Annotated in this window: 15 protein-coding genes and 1 pseudogene; 6 read left to right on the top strand and 10 right to left on the bottom strand. The window is 70.7% G+C overall.

The window, feature by feature from the left end:
- Positions 1–15: 15 nt before the first annotated feature.
- On the bottom strand, positions 16–1029 hold the full coding sequence (locus ACIOMQ_RS36775; RefSeq protein WP_362207272.1) for a glycosyltransferase family 2 protein: 1014 nt from the start codon (positions 1027–1029) through the stop codon (positions 16–18).
- Between the two features lie 277 nt (positions 1030–1306).
- On the opposite strand from ACIOMQ_RS36775, the gene ACIOMQ_RS36770 reads away from it, so the two are divergent.
- A complete protein-coding gene (locus ACIOMQ_RS36770) occupies positions 1307–2671 on the top strand; it encodes an LCP family protein (protein WP_362207270.1) in 1365 nt (454 codons plus the stop codon).
- Between the two features lie 60 nt (positions 2672–2731).
- On the opposite strand, the gene ACIOMQ_RS36765 is transcribed toward ACIOMQ_RS36770, so the two are convergent.
- Entirely contained in the window at positions 2732–3283 is a 552-nt protein-coding gene (locus ACIOMQ_RS36765) for an acyl-CoA thioesterase (RefSeq protein WP_389795548.1), read from the bottom strand.
- 119 nt (positions 3284–3402) lie between these two features.
- Here ACIOMQ_RS36765 and ACIOMQ_RS36760 point away from each other — a divergent pair, with 119 nt between their 5' ends.
- The gene (locus ACIOMQ_RS36760) at positions 3403–4686 is read left to right on the top strand and encodes an LCP family protein (RefSeq protein ID WP_402192074.1); all 1284 of its coding nucleotides are present in this window, start codon (positions 3403–3405) and stop codon (positions 4684–4686) included.
- A gap of 93 nt (positions 4687–4779) precedes the next feature.
- Here the strand turns inward: ACIOMQ_RS36760 and ACIOMQ_RS36755 are convergent.
- Together ACIOMQ_RS36755 and ACIOMQ_RS36750 are read right to left on the bottom strand one after the other, a co-directional pair.
- Positions 4780–5196 (bottom strand): annotated as a pseudogene (locus ACIOMQ_RS36755) (class I SAM-dependent methyltransferase); the annotation flags it as partial.
- Positions 5197–5353: 157 nt separating this feature from the next.
- Entirely contained in the window at positions 5354–6364 is a 1011-nt protein-coding gene (locus tag ACIOMQ_RS36750; RefSeq protein ID WP_362207260.1) for a DUF5954 family protein, read from the bottom strand.
- Between the two features lie 148 nt (positions 6365–6512).
- Between ACIOMQ_RS36750 and ACIOMQ_RS36745 the strand changes: the two genes are divergently transcribed.
- A complete protein-coding gene (locus ACIOMQ_RS36745) occupies positions 6513–7250 on the top strand; it encodes an SMI1/KNR4 family protein (RefSeq protein ID WP_402192072.1) in 738 nt (245 codons plus the stop codon).
- Positions 7251–7816: 566 nt separating this feature from the next.
- On the opposite strand, the gene ACIOMQ_RS36740 is transcribed toward ACIOMQ_RS36745, so the two are convergent.
- Positions 7817–8974 (bottom strand): acyl-CoA dehydrogenase, encoded by a 1158-nt coding sequence (locus ACIOMQ_RS36740; RefSeq protein WP_362207254.1) that lies wholly within the window; start codon positions 8972–8974, stop codon positions 7817–7819.
- A gap of 199 nt (positions 8975–9173) precedes the next feature.
- Here ACIOMQ_RS36740 and ACIOMQ_RS36735 point away from each other — a divergent pair, with 199 nt between their 5' ends.
- On the top strand, positions 9174–10517 hold the full coding sequence (locus ACIOMQ_RS36735) for a UDP-glucose/GDP-mannose dehydrogenase family protein (protein ID WP_362207251.1): 1344 nt from the start codon (positions 9174–9176) through the stop codon (positions 10515–10517).
- A gap of 24 nt (positions 10518–10541) precedes the next feature.
- Here the strand turns inward: ACIOMQ_RS36735 and ACIOMQ_RS36730 are convergent, their stop codons facing one another.
- Entirely contained in the window at positions 10542–11081 is a 540-nt protein-coding gene (locus ACIOMQ_RS36730; RefSeq protein WP_402192069.1) for a CGNR zinc finger domain-containing protein, read from the bottom strand.
- Positions 11082–11195: 114 nt separating this feature from the next.
- On the opposite strand from ACIOMQ_RS36730, the gene ACIOMQ_RS36725 reads away from it, so the two are divergent.
- On the top strand, positions 11196–11558 hold the full coding sequence (locus ACIOMQ_RS36725) for a VOC family protein (RefSeq protein WP_362207248.1): 363 nt from the start codon (positions 11196–11198) through the stop codon (positions 11556–11558).
- Between the two features lie 107 nt (positions 11559–11665).
- Here the strand turns inward: ACIOMQ_RS36725 and ACIOMQ_RS36720 are convergent, their stop codons facing one another.
- The 3 genes from ACIOMQ_RS36720 to ACIOMQ_RS36710 are packed head-to-tail and all read right to left on the bottom strand — an operon-like array spanning position 11666 to position 14550.
- Complete coding sequence (locus ACIOMQ_RS36720; RefSeq protein WP_362207246.1) at positions 11666–12868, bottom strand: dipeptidase; 1203 nt, start codon at positions 12866–12868, stop codon at positions 11666–11668.
- A gap of 6 nt (positions 12869–12874) precedes the next feature.
- On the bottom strand, positions 12875–13414 hold the full coding sequence (purE, locus tag ACIOMQ_RS36715) for a 5-(carboxyamino)imidazole ribonucleotide mutase (protein WP_402192065.1): 540 nt from the start codon (positions 13412–13414) through the stop codon (positions 12875–12877).
- Positions 13411–14550 carry a 5-(carboxyamino)imidazole ribonucleotide synthase gene (locus tag ACIOMQ_RS36710; RefSeq protein ID WP_362207242.1) on the bottom strand — a complete coding sequence of 380 codons (1140 nt, stop codon included), beginning with the start codon at positions 14548–14550 and terminating at the stop codon, positions 13411–13413. The genes purE and ACIOMQ_RS36710 overlap by 4 nt, the downstream gene beginning before the upstream one ends.
- A 179-nt stretch (positions 14551–14729) precedes the next feature.
- Here ACIOMQ_RS36710 and ACIOMQ_RS36705 point away from each other — a divergent pair, with 179 nt between their 5' ends.
- Positions 14730–15254, top strand: coding sequence for a GtrA family protein (locus ACIOMQ_RS36705; protein WP_362207240.1), 525 nt, complete (start codon positions 14730–14732; stop codon positions 15252–15254).
- Between the two features lie 24 nt (positions 15255–15278).
- On the opposite strand, the gene ACIOMQ_RS36700 is transcribed toward ACIOMQ_RS36705, so the two are convergent.
- Positions 15279–16544 carry an ATP-binding protein gene (locus tag ACIOMQ_RS36700; protein WP_362207238.1) on the bottom strand — a complete coding sequence of 422 codons (1266 nt, stop codon included), beginning with the start codon at positions 16542–16544 and terminating at the stop codon, positions 15279–15281.
- Positions 16545–16549: the final 5 nt, after the last annotated feature.

Raw genomic sequence — 16549 nt, 5'->3', positions numbered from 1 at the left:
GGTGTCGTCGGCGCGCTACGCGGTGACGGCCGGCCGGCGGCTGGCGATGACCTTCTTCGCCAGCGAGCGCGGGCTGGTCAGGAAGCCGTACCCCCACGACATGTGCATCGTCGCGAGGGCCACCGGGATCTGCGCCCGCGCCTTCAGCGAGAGGCCCCTGCCCGCCGGGAGGGACCCGGCGACGATCGCCGCGACGTACCCGGCGGGGACGGCGAACGCCCACGGGGTGACGGCCGCACCGACCACGATGCCCGCCGCGATCGCGCAGACGGCGGTCGGCGGCGCCAGGTAGCGCAGGTTGATCGAGCCGGAGTGGTAGCGAGCGACGACGTGCCGCCAGCGGCCGTAGTCCTTGTACTGCTTGGCGAGCGCCCTGACCGAGGGCCGGGGCCGGTACTGCACCTTCAGCTCGGGCGAGAACCAGATCAGACCGCCCGCCTCACGGATGCGGAAGTTCAGCTCCCAGTCCTGGGCCCGGATGAACTCCACGTTGTAGCCGTCGGCCTTCTCCAGGGCCTCGCGGCGGAAGACACCGAGATACACCGTCTCCGCCGGACCCGCCTGGCCGCCGGTGTGGAAGGCCGCGTTGCCGACGCCGATCTTCGACGTCATGGCCGCGGCCACGGCGTCCTCCCAGGCATTCTCGCCCTCGGCGTGCATGATGCCGCCGACGTTCTGCGCGCCCGTCTCCTCCAGGAGGCGGACGGCCGTCGCGATGTAGTTCGGCGAGAGCATGCCGTGGCCGTCGACCCGCACGACTATGGGGTGGCGGGAGGCCTTGATCGCGGCGTTGAGGGCGGCCGGGGTGCGGCCGGTCGGGTTCGGGACGGTGTGCACCCGGGGGTCCTCGCGCACCAGCTCCGCGGCGATCTCGTCCGTACGGTCCGTGGAGGGGCCCAGCGCGATCACCACCTCCATCTCACCGGCGTACTCCTGCTCCAGGATGTGCCGGACGGAGTTCCTGAGATGACGTTCCTCATCGAGCACCGGCATGATCACGGAGACGGCGGGGTGCTGCGCGGCAGACATGGTGGTCCTCGGGTGGTCCTCGGGGGCGCCGGGGGTTCGCACCCCACCAGGCGGCGTTATTCAGCCGCCACGTTACCGCGAATGGGGGACAGCGGCGCGCGCCGCCGGGTCGTTCACCGGAGTGCAGATCGTATGGGCCTACTGTGCGAACGGTCCCCCTTGCACCGCGGAGGTTCCCCCCGTGCCCACGCCGCACCCCTCCCCCCGTTCACCGCGCTCGCGCGCAGTTCCGCCGCAGCGAAGGTCCAGAAGGCAGGACGAGCGGCCGCACTGGGGCATGCGGGTGGTGACCGGCATCTCCGTGCTGGTGCTCGGGGCCGGTGGGATCGGTCACGCGGTGGTGACCAGCCTGGAGACCGGGATCAACCGGGTCGACCCGTTCAAGGACATGAAGAACCGGCCCCGGGGCGGCCACGGCATGAATCTGCTGCTCGTCGGCACCGACGGCCGCGACCGGATCACCCAGGAGGAGAAGGAGAAGTACCGGCTGGGCGGTGCGCCGTGCAACTGCACCGACACGGTCATGCTGGTGCATCTGTCGGCGGACAAGGAGCGCGCGAGCGTCGTCTCGCTGCCGCGTGACAGCTACGCCGAGGTTCCCGAGCACAAGGACCGGAACACGGGCGAGACGCACTCCGCGCACGCGGTGAAGCTGAACGCCGCCTACGCCGAGGGCGGGCCCGGACTCACCGTGCGGACCGTCGAGCACATGACGGGCGTCAAGATCGACCACTACCTGGAGGTCGACTTCACCAGCTTCATGAAGACGGTGGACACCCTGGGCGGGGTCCAAATCTGCACGGCCCGGCCGTTGAAGGACTCGTACACCGGTCTCGACCTCGCCGCGGGCCCCCATGACCTGGACGGCGGGCAGGCGCTCCAGTACGTACGCTCCCGGCACATCGACGGGGCCGCCGACCTCGGCCGGATGCAGCGCCAGCAGAAGTTCCTCGCCTCACTGATCAAGCAGATGACCCGGAGCGGTGTGCTGCTGAACCCGGTGAAGTTCCAGGACGTCGCCTCGACGATGCTGGGCTCGGTCCGGGCCGACAAGGGGTTCGGTACGGAGCAGATGCTGGAGCTCGGCCAGGCGATGCGCGGCTTCTCCCCCGCCTCGTCCGAGTTCGCCTCCGTGCCGCTGGGGAACGTCGCCTACCCGGTCAAGGGCATCGGTTCCACGGTCAAGTGGGACGAGAAGAAGTCGAAGAAGCTCTTCCAGGCGCTGCGCGACGACAAGCCGCTCGCCCCGGAGCGGGCCGGCCGGCCCGAGGCCGTGCAGGTCGATGTCGCCCCGCAGCAGATCCGGGTCCAGGTCTACAACGGGACCCCGAAGGACGGGCTCGGCAAGACGGTCGACGACGCACTGCGCACCACCGGTTTCGACACCACGCGGGCCCCCTTGAACGGGGAGCCGCGCGAGCTCCGGCACACGCTGATCAGCTACGACCCCCGCTGGGACCGGTCCGCGAAGTCCCTGGCGGGCGCGTTGCCGGGGGCCGAACTGCGGGCGGTGCGGGGGCAGGGCGCCACGATGAAGGTGACGGCGGGCACGGACTTCGAGCAGGTGCGGCAGGTACGGGGCAAGGAGACGAGCCGGGGCGAGTTCGACGCGGTCACGGGCGACCAGGTGGCGTGCCCGTGACCGCCCGCCATCGCCCGTGACCGTGGCCGCGATCGCCGGTGACCGTGGCCGGGGCCGCGCTCAGCCGACGTCGATGCCGTCCGCCACGCGCTTCTCGCGCAGTTCCTTGATCGCGCGGCGCCGGGCAAGGCGGTGGGTGCGGCGGATCTGCGCCTCCTGGTAGCGCCGCTTGTCGCGCTCCGTCTCCGGGATCACCTGCGGTACGGGGCGCGGCTTGCCGTCCGCGTCGACCGCGGCGAACACGAGGTACGCGCTGCCGACCTGCTGGGCGGGGGTGGATTCGTTCCACCGCTCCGCCATGACCCGGACGCCGACCTCCATCGAGGAGCGGCCGGTCCAGTTCACCTGGGCGCGGACGTGAACGAGGTCACCCACGCGGACCGGCTCCAGGAAGACCATCTCGTCCATCGAGGCCGTCACCGCGGGTCCGCCGGAGTGCCGGCCCGCCACGGCGCCCGCCGCGTCGTCGACCAGTTTCATGATCACGCCACCGTGCACGGTACCCAGCAGATTGGTGTCGCTGCCGGTCATGATGTGGCTGAGGGTGGTCCGGGAAGCGGCGGTCGGTTTGCCCGGAAGGTCGCCCTCCGGGCGCGGGGCCTGATCTGTCATACCGTCCACCTTATGCGGGGGCTTCCGGCCGACGGCAATGCATCAGCTTCGCAACAGCCCTGACGCGATTTCCCGTACACCCTGTAATAGCAGGGCACCCGGCCTGCACACTGGATCGCATGAACGATTGGCCCGAGGGCTGGACCGACGACCACCGCAGCGGCAATCGCTACGGGCAGGGCAGCGACAGCGACCGGCCCGAGAGCGCCCGCGTGATGCGGCACGTCCAGCGGCGCCCGGCGCCGCCGCAGCAGCGCCCCGCACCGCCCCGGCAGCGCCTGCCGGAGTCTGCGCAGTACTCCGGCGGCCACGACGGCGGCGAGTACGGCAGCGGATACAACACGGGCCAGGTCTACGGCGGCGGGGGCAGCGGCCACGGTGGCGGCGGCCGGGGTGACGGCGGTTACGTCCAGGGGCGCCCGGCGCCCGACTGGCGCCGCCGGATAAAGATAGGCGCGCTGTCCCTGGTCGTCGTGGTGCTCGCGGTCTCCATCGGCACGTACTTCTGGGCCGACTCCAAACTCAAGCGCGAGGTGGACCTCTCCAAGGTCATCGAGCGGCCGAAGGCCGGCGACGGCACCAACTACCTGATCGTCGGCTCCGACAGCCGCCAGGGCATGACCGCCGAGGACAAGAAGAAGCTCCACACGGGCTCCGCCGAGGGCAAGCGGACCGACTCGATGATGATCCTGCACGACGGGTCGAACGGGCCGACACTCGTTTCCCTGCCCCGTGACTCGAACGTCGAGATCCCCTCGTTCAAGGGCTCCGACTCCGGCAAGCTCTACCCGGCCCGCGGCCGCTTCACCAAGCTGAACGCCGCGTACGCCATGGACGGGCCCGAACTGCTGGTCCGTACCGTCGAGTTCAACACCGGGCTGCACATCGACCACTACGTCGAGATCGGCTTCGGCGGCTTCGCCAAGATCGTGGACGCGATCGGCGGGGTGGAGCTGGACATCCCCAAGGGGTTCAAGGACAAGAAGTCCGGCGCCGACTTCAAGGCGGGCAAGCAGACGCTGAACGGCGAGCAGTCGCTGGCCTTCGTCCGGACCCGGTACGCGTTCGCCGAGTCGGACCTGGCCCGTACGAAGAACCAGCAGAAGTTCCTCGCGGCGCTGGCGAGCCAGACGGCGACGCCGTCCACGATCCTCAACCCGTTCAAGTTCTACCCGACGATGGGCGCCGGTCTGGACACCCTGATCGTGGACAAGGACATGTCGCTCTGGTCCCTGGGGCAGATGTTCTTCGCCATGAAGGGCGTCACGGGCGGCGACGGCACATCGATGAACATGCCGATCTCGGGCTCCACCGGCGGCAATCTGGTCTGGGACAAGGCCAAGGTCAAGCAGTTGGTGGACGAGCTCAACAACGACGAGAAGGTCACCGTCTCCGGCAACTGACGGCGGATACGGAGCGGGGCCCGGACGGTTCGCCGTCCGGGCCCCGCTTTCCTGTGCGGCGGCCCCGGAAAACCCGGCGCCCGGCGCCCGCCAGATGGTGACGGCGACCCGGCCGCCGGGACGGGTGAGCCGGCTCAGCTCGGCCAGGGCGTCCAGCGGACGGCCGACGTGATTGAGCACGAAGTTCGCCACGACGGCGTCGAACCCGCCGTCCTCGTCCAGTTGCGGAAGCGTCCCGCACCGGACGTCGGCCCCGGGTGCGGCGCGCCGGGTCAGCTCCACCATGCCGGGGTCGGCGTCCACGGCCCGTACGACCGCGCCGCGCGCAACGGCCGCCACCGTCACGGTGCCGCTGCCGCACCCCACGTCGAGCACTCGCGTTCCCGGCCCGACCCCGGCGGCATCCAGCAGCGCGGGCACGGCATGGGCGCAGAGCCGCGCGAAGGTCCGGGCGTAGCTCTCGGCCCGCCCTTCCCAGATGCGCCGCTCGCTCACGTCGAACGCGGTCATCGCACGCCTCCCGCGGGCCCCTGCGGCTCGCCCTCGTCCAGGTCTTCCACAAGCCCGCCAAGACTACGTCCCGTGGACCCGCCGTCCGACGACAGCCCGGCCGGGCGGCTGTTGCACCCCTGGGCGGAAGCACGACCGGCCGGATGCCGGCCCGCCGCTAGGCGCTGGAACGGACGTTGCCCCACTCGTCCATCGCGGGGTGGATCTGCATGGGCTCCTCGATGTCGGTGTCCGAACGCCGTGGACCCTCCGGGCCCGCGGGCCCGATGCGCATCATGCGCTCGATCCGGACGATCTCGAAGCAACGCCCCCGTACGTTCAGCTCGTTGGGCCGCAGCCGCCGCGTGAACGCCTCCGCCGCCCGTGCGTACACGGCGGCCTCCTCCTCGTCCACCTCGCCGAGCATCGGCATGACCTCCTTGAGGTAGTGGGCCAGTGAGCGCCGGGCGGCCTGCGGGGTGGGGTGCTGGCTCGACGCCATCGACCAGGACTTCTCCTTGCGCTCCATCACCCGGTAGACGACCGGTAGCAGCACCACGCCGGGATGGGTCCGCAACGCCCGTTGCGAATCCGCCAGTACGTCGGGCGGGAAGCGCTCCGAGGTGTACGAGAGCGGCAGCAGGCCCACCCGGTCCAGGCCCTCCGTCAGCCCCACCGCGGCCGCGTGGTCGACGACGAAGCCCTTGGTGGTCGAGGGCGTGCGGTCCTGGACGTCCCAGCCCTCCGAGTCGACGTCCGTGGACCTGGGCGGCTCCAGACGCCCCCCGCCGGTCCGGGCGAACTCGTCGGCGCGCACGACGCGGTAGCGCGTATCACCGACGGTCAGTTCATTCAGCGGCTCGGTCTCCAGCCGGGCCACCGCGTCCAGCAGGATGCGCCGCTCGCGGGGGTCGTCCGTGTCGTCCTTGGCCTTGAACCAGAGATGGGAGTTCAGCTCGTCGCGCGCGTCCTGCGGATATCCGGTGTCCATGCCGGTCAGCAGCCGCCACCGCGGCCGCTCGCCCCGGCGCTGCTCGGCGATACCGAAGAGCGGCCCGCGGACCACGATCTTCCCGTACGTCCGGGACGAGGCGAACGCGTCCGCCTCGGTGACCAGGGACACCGGGTCGTCCCGGTGCTGCACGTTGATGACGAGGTGATCCGGCGGTGCCTGATAGTGATCGCTCATGCACCCAGTGTGCCGAGGTCGCGGCGGGAAGGTGCGGGGAATGCGGGAACACGCTTCCCTGGAACGCACGCAGCGAGGGCCGGCCCATCGAGCACGGGGGGAAGGAGGGCGCGGAACCTTGTCGGCGGCGGTGCCTATAGTCACACGCATGACACAGGAGCCGCAGTCCCCGGACCTCGCGCTCGACCTCGATGCGCTGAGCGCGGCCGTCGGCGAGCACCCCGACAGACCGGCGGCATGGCGTTTCATCCGCGCCTTCGCCCGCGACTGGAGCCAACGGCCCCTCACCGAGACCGACGGCTGCACTCCCGCCGAACTCGACGCGGCCCAGGCCCGGCTCGGCCTGCCCCTGCCCGCAGCACTGCGCGAGGCATACCAACTACTCGGGCGACGACCGGACCTGACGGACCATCAAGATGCGCTGCTCGCCCCGCAGGACCTCTACCTCGATGAGGACCGCGGCGTGCTGGTCTTCCGTGTCGAGAACCAGTCCTGTGCCTACTGGGGAATACGCGTCACGGACCTCGAACAGGACGACCCGCCTGTCGTGGCCCGCGCCGACCTCGTCCGGCCCACCGCCGATGACTGGACCGCGTGGCTGGGCCGGGTCAGCGTCGAGTTCATCGAGATCGTCCTTTCCGAGGCCCTGTGCGCCGATGAAGACCTGATGGGATGGGTACCCCTCGGCGACACCGGCCTGCCCGAGGACATCACCGGCACCTTCCGGCGCCTGCCGTTCCCGGAATACCCGATCGGCCAGCAGCCGGGCTCACGCTGGTACGCGCACGACGAGATCATCCTCCGTGACGATCGCCAGACCGCGTTGTTCCGTGCCCGCACGGAGGCGGCCCTTGACCGCTTCGACGGCGAGGACGACGAGGGCTGACACGAGTCGTCGTGCACGGACGTGGCGGGCTGCTCGGCGAGCTGGGAAGTGGTGGCACTGCCCGCTGCGCGGCCCTGTCCGGGCTGCCGGTCGGCACCCGACTCCGCGCTGCGGGCACTGGAACGGTTCCGCGGCCTGCAACGCTGCCCCACAAACGAGCGCCTCTGCGCCGAGCGCGGCAGGAGCGTTCCCGGCCATGCACGGCGTGGGGATGGCCGGCGTGGGAGAGGCAGGTGTCGGCGCGAACGTGACAGGTGGTGGGGTGAGTGTCGCGTTGCACGGCGCGGGGATCGCCGGCGTGGAGGAGGTGGGTGTCAGCGCGAACGTGACAGGTGGAAGCCTGAGTGTCACGTTGCGCTGGAGGGGTGCTGCTGCGGGAGGGCGGAGGAGGCCGGGTCCGCCCCCGACCGGCACACGGAGAGTGGACGCGGTCTGCTGATCGTCGAGGCACTCGCCGACCACCGGGGCATCGCCGTCGTGCGGGCCGCCCTCGTGGAGGGGTGTGGACGTCCGTAACTTGTGTGCAGGTCAGCACCCGCCCCGGGCGCTGACCTGCGAAAACCCTGCTACGGCAGGTTCCGCGCCATCACAATGCGCTGGACCTGGTTCGTGCCCTCGTAGATCTGCGTGATCTTCGCGTCGCGCATCATCCGCTCCACCGGGTAGTCCCGCGTGTAGCCGTAGCCGCCGAGCAGCTGGACCGCGTCAGTGGTGATCTCCATCGCAACGTCGGAGGCGAAGCACTTGGCCGCGGCGCCGAAGAAGGTGAGGTCGTTGTCGAGGCGCTCGGACTTCGCGGCGGCCGAGTAGGTGAGCTGGCGGGCCGCCTCCAGCTTCATGGCCATGTCGGCGAGCATGAACTGGATGCCCTGGAAGTCGGCGATCGGCTTGCCGAACTGCTTGCGCTCCTGGACATAGCCCTTGGCGTAGTCGAGGGCGCCCTGAGCGATGCCGAGGGCCTGGGCCGCGATGGTGATGCGGGTGTGGTCCAGGGTCTTCATCGCGGTGGCGAAGCCGGTGCCCTCCTCGCCGATGATGCGGTCGGCGGGGATACGGACGTTGTCGAAGTAGACCTCGCGGGTCGGAGAGCCCTTGATGCCGAGCTTCTTCTCCGGGGCGCCGAAGGAGACGCCCTCGTCCGACTTCTCGACGACGAAGGCCGAGATGCCCTTGGAGCGCTTGGTCGGGTCGGTGACGGCCATGACCGTGTAGTACTCGGAGACGCCCGCGTTGGTGATCCAGCGCTTCACGCCGTTGAGCACCCAGAAGTCGCCGTCGCGCACGGCCCTGGTCTTCATGCCCGCCGCGTCGGAACCCGCGTCGGGCTCGGAGAGGCAGTACGAGAACATGCCGTCGCCCTTGGCGAGCGGGCCCAGGTACTTCTTCTTCAGGTCCTCGGAGCCGGAGAGGATCACCGGGAGCGAGCCGAGCTTGTTCACGGCCGGGATGAGGGAGGAGGAGGCGCAGACGCGGGCCACCTCCTCGATCACGACGACCGTGGCCAGGGCGTCGGCGCCCGCGCCGCCGTACTCCTCCGGTACGTGCACCGCGTGCAGGTCGGCGGCGGTCAGGGCGTCCAGTGCCTCCTGCGGGAAGCGCGCCTCCTCGTCGACCGCTGCCGCGTGCGGGGCGATCTTCGCCTCGGCGAGCGCACGCACCGTCTCGCGGAGCATCTCGTGCTCCTCGGCCGGACGGTACAGGTCGAAATCGGTCGAACCCGCCAAGACGCTCACTCCCCAAAGAAGCTAACTACCGTTAAGTAACCCAATTTTAGGGCCCGGCTCCCGCAATGGCCTATGCACTGCGTGCGTGAGCTTGGCGACAGGGGTGGGAGAAGCTGCGCAGGCAGCCGGAAACCGGGCTTCCGAGGGCACGACTATGCTCGTTCACCGCACGTCTGTCCGCATCTCCCAGGAGCACTTCATGGCCCTCAGGATCACTGTGATCGGCACCGGCTACCTCGGCGCCACCCACGCCGCGGCCATGGCGGAACTGGGCTTCGAAGTGCTCGGCCTCGACGTCGTGCCCGAGAAGATCGAGATGCTGGGCGCGGGCCGGGTCCCGATGTACGAGCCGGGCCTGGAGGAACTGCTCCGCAAGCACGTGGACGGCATCGAGGGTGCCACCGGACGGCTGCGGTTCACCACCTCGTGGGAAGAGGTGGCGGCCTTCGGCGATGTGCACTTCGTCTGCGTGAACACCCCGCAGAAGCACGGCGAGTACGCCTGCGACATGAGCTACGTCGACCGCGCCTTCGAGTCGCTGGCACCGCATCTGACCCGGCCCGCGCTGGTCGTCGGGAAGTCGACCGTGCCGGTGGGTTCGGCGGCCCGGCTCGCGGCGCGGCTGGCGGAGCTGGCGCCGGTGGGTGCGGACGCGGAGCTGGCCTGGAACCCGGAGTTCCTGCGCGAGGGCTTCGCCGTGAAGGACACCCTGCACCCGGACCGGATCGTCGTCGGTGTGGCGAGCGAGCGGGCCGAGAAGCTGCTGCGCGAGGTGTACGCGGTGCCGGTCGCCGAGGGTTCGCCGTTCGTGGTGACGGACTTCCCGACCGCCGAACTGGTGAAGACCGCGGCCAATTCCTTCCTGGCCACGAAGATCTCGTTCATCAACGCCATGGCGGAGGTCTGCGAGGCCGCCGACGGCGATGTGAAGAAGCTGGCCGAGGCGATCGGCCACGACGAGCGGATCGGGTCCAAGTTCCTGCGCGCCGGGATCGGCTTCGGCGGCGGCTGCCTCCCCAAGGACATCCGGGCCTTCATGGCGCGCGCCGGTGAGCTGGGCGCGGACCAGGCGCTGACCTTCCTCCGCGAGGTCGACTCCATCAACATGCGGCGCCGCGGCCACATGGTGGAGCTGGCCCGGGAGGCCGTGGGCGGCGATTCGTTCCTCGGCAGGCGGGTGGCGGTGCTGGGCGCGGCGTTCAAGCCGGACTCGGACGACGTACGGGACTCGCCGGCGCTCAACGTGGCCGGGCAGATCCATCTGCAGGGCGGCCAGGTCACCGTCTTCGACCCGAAGGGCATGGACAACGCCCGGCGGCTCTTCCCCACCCTCGGCTACGCGGACTCGGCGCTGGACGCGGTGCGCGGCGCGGATGTGGTGCTGCACCTGACGGAGTGGCGGGAGTTCCGCGAGCTGGACCCGGTGGCGCTGGGCGAGGTCGTCGCGCGCCGGATCATCCTGGACGGCCGCAACGCGCTCGACAGCGGGCTGTGGCGCGGGGCCGGCTGGACGTACCGGGCGATGGGACGCCCGAAGGCCTGACGCGTCCGGGGCCCGTGGACGCCCTCAGGCCCTCTTCGCGCTCTTCGCGCTCTTCGCGCTCTTCGCGCGGTAGGTGCGCATCTTGGCGCGGGCGCCGCACACCGACATGGAGCACCAGCGGCGGCGCCCCGCCGGGCTGCGGTCGTAGTACACCCATCGGCAGTCCTCGGCCTCGCACGCCTTGAGCCGGAGCCAGGTGCCCTCGGCCGCCGCGGCGGCGATGGCCGCCGCGACACGGGCGGTCAGCCCGGCCGGTTCGGCGGCGGGCCGCAGTGCGGCGGCGCCCGCCGCGTCCACGGTGACGCGCAGGGGGGCTTCGGCGAGGAGCCGGTCGAGCGGTGGTGCCGCGGAGCCGTCCGGCGGGCGATGACCGGCGTGGGCGAGGCAGGCGGTACGGAGCGCCTCGCGCAGGACGCGGGCGTCCGGGACGTCCGGCTCGGCGAGACCGAAGGCGGCGCGCCCGTCCGCCGTGTCGAGAGTGTCCGCACCGGTCTCGACGTCCAGCGTGTTGACCAGGGCTTCGATCAGGGCGAGTCCACCGGGCGCGGAATCCTTCCCATTCATGGTTGCGACGTTACCTCCGATGCGGCAGCATGCAGTCACGGTTACCGGTTGAGGCGATATAGCGGTAACCGACCGGGCTCGCAGGAGCTCCAAGGACTCGAAGGAGGACATGCCATGGCTGTGGCCGCACTGGGTGCCGTTGTTCTGGACTGCCCCGACCCCGCCGCCCTCGCCGGTTTCTACGCCGGGCTGCTCGGCGGGAAGGTCGAGGAGGGCGGTGACGGCTGGGTGGAGCTGACCGGGGTCGCGGGCACGCTCCTCGCGTTCCAGGCCGCACCCGGTCACGTACCGCCGCGGTGGCCGGGCACGGACGGCTCGCAGCAGTTCCACCTGGATCTGACCGTGCCGGATCTGGACGCGGCGGAGCGGGAGGTGCTCGCGCGGGGTGCGACCGTACTGGACGCGGAGGACCGGAAGCGGACCTTCCGCGTGTACGCGGACCCTGCGGGGCATCCGTTCTGTCTGTGCACGGGCTGAAAAACCCGTTCTGCCTGTGCGCGGGGTGAAGAGCCTGCTGCGCACGGGCCGACAGAAGTGCGGGGCGCCCCCTGAGGGACGCCCCGCACTTCTTGGGTTCCGGCTGCTCAGACGGCTCGGGCGTCCAGCTGCTCGATGGTGGCGTGCGACGGGGCCCGGCGTGTGCTCAGCTCGCGCGCGACGTCCTCGGCGTCGCGCAGCACCCGTACCGCGTTCTGCCAGGTGAGCTTGGCGAGATCGGCGGTGGACCAGCCGCGGCCGAACAGCTCCGCGATCAGGTTCGGGTAACCCGCGACGTCCTGGAGGCCCTCCGGGAGGAAGGCAGTGCCGTCGTAGTCGCCGCCGATGCCGAGGTGGTCGATCCCGGCGACCTCACGCATGTGGTCGAGATGGTCGGCGATGGTCGCCACGGTGGCCATCGGGCGCGGGTTGGCCGCCTCGAAGGCGGCGTGGACCTTCATGGCCTGCGCGGTGGTGTCGAGGTGGTGCAGGCCGTGGGCGCGCATGTTCTCGTCCGCGGCATGGGTCCAGGCGACGGCCGCCGGGAGGACGAACTTCGGCACGAAGGTCGCCATGGCGATGCCGCCGTTGGCCGGGAGCCGGCCGAGGACGTCGTCGGGGATGTTGCGCGGGTGGTCGCAGATCGCACGCGACGAGGAGTGCGAGAAGATCACCGGCGCCGCGGAGGTGTCGAGCGCGTCGCGCATCGTCGTCGCCGCCACGTGGGAGAGGTCGACCAGCATGCCGGTGCGGTTCATCTCGCGTACGACTTCGTGGCCGAAGGGCGAGAGGCCGCCGACGCCCGGTTCGTCGGTCGCCGAGTCCGCCCACGCGATGTTGTCGTTGTGGGTGAGCGTCATGTAGCGGACGCCCAGCTGGTGCAGGGCGCGCAGGGTGCCCAGCGAGTTGTTGATGGAGTGGCCGCCCTCGGCGCCCATCAGGGAGGCGATACGGCCCTCGGCGCGGGCCGCCTCCATGTCGTCGGCGGTCAGGGCGCGCCGCAGGTCGGCGGGGTAGCGGCCGATCAGCTCGGTGACCACGTCGATCTGTTCGAGGGTGGCGCTGACGGCTTCGTCGCCCGCCATGTCGGTCCGTACGTAGACGGACCAGAACTGGGCCCCGACGCCGCCCGCGCGCAGCCGCGGGATGTCGGTGTGCAGGTGGGCGGACTGGTCGGTGGCGATGTCGCGGGCGTCCAGGTCGTAGCCGACCTGCTCACGCAGCGCCCACGGCAGGTCGTTGTGCCCGTCGACGACGGGGTACTCGGCGAGGAGCTCCGCGGTCCGCTCCAGCTGTTCGGCCTTCTCCACCGGGGCCTACTTCCCGAAGCCGAAGGAGTCGGCGCCCTCGACCCTGGCGCGCAGTCGCTTGCCCTTCTCCGTCGCCTGGTCGTTCAGCTCCTGCTGGAACTCGCCCATACGGGCCTGGAGCTCGCTGTCGTGGGCGGCGAGGATGCGCGCGGCGAGCAGGCCCGCGTTGCGTGCGCCGCCGACCGAGACGGTCGCGACGGGGACACCGGCGGGCATCTGCACGATGGAGAGCAGGCTGTCCATGCCGTCCAGGTACTTCAGCGGGACCGGGACGCCGATGACCGGCAGCGGGGTGACGGAGGCGAGCATGCCGGGCAGATGGGCGGCACCACCCGCCCCCGCGATGATCGTCTTCAGTCCGCGCCCGGCGGCGTTCTCCCCGTACGCGATCATTTCGCGCGGCATGCGGTGGGCGGAGACGACGTCGACCTCGTAGGGGATCTCGAACTCGTCGAGGGCCTTGGCCGCTGCTTCCATGACGGGCCAGTCGGAATCCGAGCCCATGACGATGCCGACGACCGGCGCGGCGGTGGCGGGGGAAGTCATTCGGTGATCGTTCCTCGCAGGTAGTCGGCCGCGTGCCGGGCGCGCTCGCGCACGTCCGCCAGGTCGTCGCCGTAGGTGTTGACGTGTCCGACCTTGCGGCCGGGCTTCACGTCCTTGCCGTACATGTGGATCTTGAGCTGCGGGTCGCGGGCCATGCAGTGCAGATACGCCTGGTACATGTCCGGGTAGTCGCCGCCGAGGACATTGGACATGACCGTCCAGGTGGCGCGCGGGCGCGGGTCGCCGAGCGGCAGGTCGAGGACGGCCCGGACGTGGTTGGCGAACTGCGAGGTGATCGCGCCGTCCTGGGTCCAGTGCCCGGAGTTGTGCGGGCGCATGGCCAGTTCGTTGACGAGGATGCGCCCGTCGGGGGTTTCGAAGAGCTCGACGGCGAGGTGGCCGACGACGCCGAGCTCGGAGGCGATGCGGAGGGCGAGCTGCTGGGCCTCTCCCGCGAGCCGCTCATCCAGCTCCGGAGCCGGGGCGATCACCGTGTCGCAGACCCCGTCGACCTGGATCGACTCGACGACCGGGTAGGCGACGGCCTGGCCGTGCGGCGAGCGGACGATATTGGCCGCCAGCTCCCGTACGAAGTCGACCTTCTCCTCGGCGAGGACCGGGACACCGGCCCGGAAGGGGTCGGCCGCGTCCGCCTCGGAGCGGACCACCCAGACGCCCTTGCCGTCGTAGCCGCCGCGGACCGTCTTGAGGACGACGGGAAAGCCCCCGGCCTCCTCGGCGAAGGCCACGACGTCCGCCGGGGCCTTCACGATGCGGTGGCGGGGGCAGGGCACGCCGATCTCGGTGAGCTTGGCGCGCATCACCCCCTTGTCCTGGGCGTGCACCAACGCGTCGGGGCCGGGGCGCACGGGAATGCCGTCCGCCTCCAGGGCCCGCAGGTGTTCGGTCGGTACGTGTTCGTGATCGAAGGTGATCACGTCACAGCCGCGCGCGAAGGCGCGCAGCGTGTCCAGGTCGCGATAGTCGCCGACGACGACTTCGCTCACCACCTGGGCCGCCGAGTCCTGGGGGGTGTCGCTGAGGAGCTTGAACTTGATGCCGAGGGGGATGCCCGCCTCGTGGGTCATACGGGCGAGCTGACCGCCGCCGACCATGCCGACTACCGGGAACGTCACTCCTCCAGGGTATCCGGCGGCCCGGGGGCCGCCGGACGACGCCCTCCCGCCCGTCCCGCCGGGGCGCAGCCGCGTCACAGCATCGCCACATCTGTCCGTCCGCCCACGGGCAGCCCGTGGACGGGCTGGATAGCATGACCGGGTTGCCGTGTAACCGACAGACAGGCTGAGCGATCACTATGAGCGAACGGGGCGCACTGCGGACCCGGCTGGATCTGCTGGCCCGGGAGGTCGCCAAGTTCGGCGCGGTCGGCGCACTCGGCCTGGTCGTCAACATCGCCGTGTCCAACCTCCTGTGGCGCACCACCGATCTCCAGGTGGTGCGGGCAGGGCTGCTGGCCACGTTCGTCGCCATCCTCTTCAACTACGTCGGCTTCCGCTACTGGACGTACCGGGACCGCGACAAGAGCGGGCGGACCCGCGAGCTGACGCTGTTCCTGCTGTTCAGCGCGGTGGGGGCGGTCATCGAGACCGGTGTGCTGTATGCGGCGACGTACGGATTCGGGTGGAACACCCCGGTCCAGAGCAATGTCTTCAAGATCCTCGGGATCGGCATCGCGACCCTGTTCCGTTTCTGGTCCTACCGGACCTGGGTGTTCAAGGCCCTGCCCGTGAAGGAGACCGTGCTGAGCGCGGAGGGGTTCCTGAAGCAGGGGCGTACGGAGCGGGTGTCCCGGGTCGAGGCGGATTCGGTGGGCCGGTAGCGGATTCGGTACGGCGCCGGCCGCTCACCGCACCGGGCGTTCCGGTTCCCGCCTCTTGAGGGCCTCCCGGCTGAGGAACAGGGCGAAGACCGGCGGCTGCTGCTGGAGCAGTTCGAGGCGGCCGCCGTCCGCCTCCGCGAGGTCCCTGGCCACCGCGAGGCCGATGCCGGTGGAGTTGCGGCCGCTGATCGTCCGCTCGAAGATCCGGGCACCGAGGTCGGGAGGCACTCCCGGGCCCTCGTCCGTGACCTCGATGACCGCCTGGTTGCCGGTGACGCGGGTGCGCAGCGCCACCGTGCCGCCGCCGTGCATCAGTGAGTTCTCGATCAGGGCGGCCAGCACCTGGGCGACCGCCCCGGGCGTGCCGACGGCCCGCAGCCCCTGCTTTCCGGAGCGGACGATGGCGCGTCCCTCGCCCCGGTAGGCCGGGCGCCACTCCTCGACCTGCTGCTTGACGACCTCGTCGAGGTCGAAGACGACGGCGGAGCCGGTACGCGGATCGCGGGCGTTGGTCAGCAGCCGCTCCACCACGTCGGTGAGCCGCTCGACCTGGGTGAGGGCGATGTTCGCCTCCTCCTTCACCGTGTCCGGGTCGTCGGTGACGGAGATCTCCTCGATCCGCATGGAGAGCGCGGTCAGCGGCGTACGGAGCTGGTGCGAGGCGTCGGCGGCCAGCCGGCGTTCCGCGGTCAGCATCCGGGCGATCCGTTCGGCGGAGGAGTCCAGGACATCGGCGACCCGGTCCAGCTCCGGCACTCCGTACCGCTTGTGGCGCGGGCGCGGGTCGCCGGAGCCCAGGCGTTCGGCGGTCTCGGCGAGGTCCGTCAGCGGCGAGGCGAGTTTGTTGGCCTGGCGCACGGCGAGGAGCACGGCGGAGACGATGGCCAGCAGCGCCACCGCGCCGATGATCATCAGCGTGCGGCCGACCTCGCGGGTCACGGAGGAGCTGGACTCCTCGACGGTGACCCGCTCGCCCTGCTCCCCCTCGGCCGTACTGCTGATCACGCTGCCGGTGGGGCGCTTGCCGACTTCGAGCGGGGCGCGTCCGGGGATCTTGACGAGCGCGTACCGCTTGCTGGAGATCTGCTCGGCCAGCAGCGCGGGGTTGATCCGCTCGGCCCCCAGGAGCCTGCTCTCGACGACGCTGATCAGCCGCAGCGCCTCGGAGTCGACACTCTCCTGGGCGCTGTTGCTGATGGTGCGGCTCTCGACGATGACGAGGGAGACGCCGAAGACGGCGATCACCACGAGCACCACGGCGAGCGTGGAGTTGATCAGTCTGCGGCGCATGAGTG

The organism is Streptomyces sp. NPDC087845, assembly GCF_044742755.1.
In the GTDB taxonomy this organism is placed as follows: Bacteria; Actinomycetota; Actinomycetes; order Streptomycetales; family Streptomycetaceae; genus Streptomyces.
This window is presented reverse-complemented; position numbering and strand designations above follow the sequence as displayed.

Excerpts from the sequence above, each read along its gene's own strand:
- ACIOMQ_RS36775 (WP_362207272.1), bottom strand. The coding sequence starts at position 1,029 with ATGTCTGCCGCGCAGCACCCCGCCGTCTCCGTGATCATGCCGGTGCTC.
- ACIOMQ_RS36770 (WP_362207270.1), top strand. The coding sequence starts at position 1,307 with ATGCGGGTGGTGACCGGCATCTCCGTGCTGGTGCTCGGGGCCGGTGGG.
- ACIOMQ_RS36765 (WP_389795548.1), bottom strand. The coding sequence starts at position 3,283 with ATGACAGATCAGGCCCCGCGCCCGGAGGGCGACCTTCCGGGCAAACCG.
- ACIOMQ_RS36760 (WP_402192074.1), top strand. The coding sequence starts at position 3,403 with ATGAACGATTGGCCCGAGGGCTGGACCGACGACCACCGCAGCGGCAAT.
- ACIOMQ_RS36750 (WP_362207260.1), bottom strand. The coding sequence starts at position 6,364 with ATGAGCGATCACTATCAGGCACCGCCGGATCACCTCGTCATCAACGTG.
- ACIOMQ_RS36745 (WP_402192072.1), top strand. The coding sequence starts at position 6,513 with ATGACACAGGAGCCGCAGTCCCCGGACCTCGCGCTCGACCTCGATGCG.
- ACIOMQ_RS36735 (WP_362207251.1), top strand. The coding sequence starts at position 9,174 with ATGGCCCTCAGGATCACTGTGATCGGCACCGGCTACCTCGGCGCCACC.
- ACIOMQ_RS36730 (WP_402192069.1), bottom strand. The coding sequence starts at position 11,081 with ATGAATGGGAAGGATTCCGCGCCCGGTGGACTCGCCCTGATCGAAGCC.
- ACIOMQ_RS36725 (WP_362207248.1), top strand. The coding sequence starts at position 11,196 with ATGGCTGTGGCCGCACTGGGTGCCGTTGTTCTGGACTGCCCCGACCCC.
- purE (WP_402192065.1), bottom strand. The coding sequence starts at position 13,414 with ATGACTTCCCCCGCCACCGCCGCGCCGGTCGTCGGCATCGTCATGGGC.
- ACIOMQ_RS36705 (WP_362207240.1), top strand. The coding sequence starts at position 14,730 with ATGAGCGAACGGGGCGCACTGCGGACCCGGCTGGATCTGCTGGCCCGG.
- ACIOMQ_RS36700 (WP_362207238.1), bottom strand. The coding sequence starts at position 16,544 with ATGCGCCGCAGACTGATCAACTCCACGCTCGCCGTGGTGCTCGTGGTG.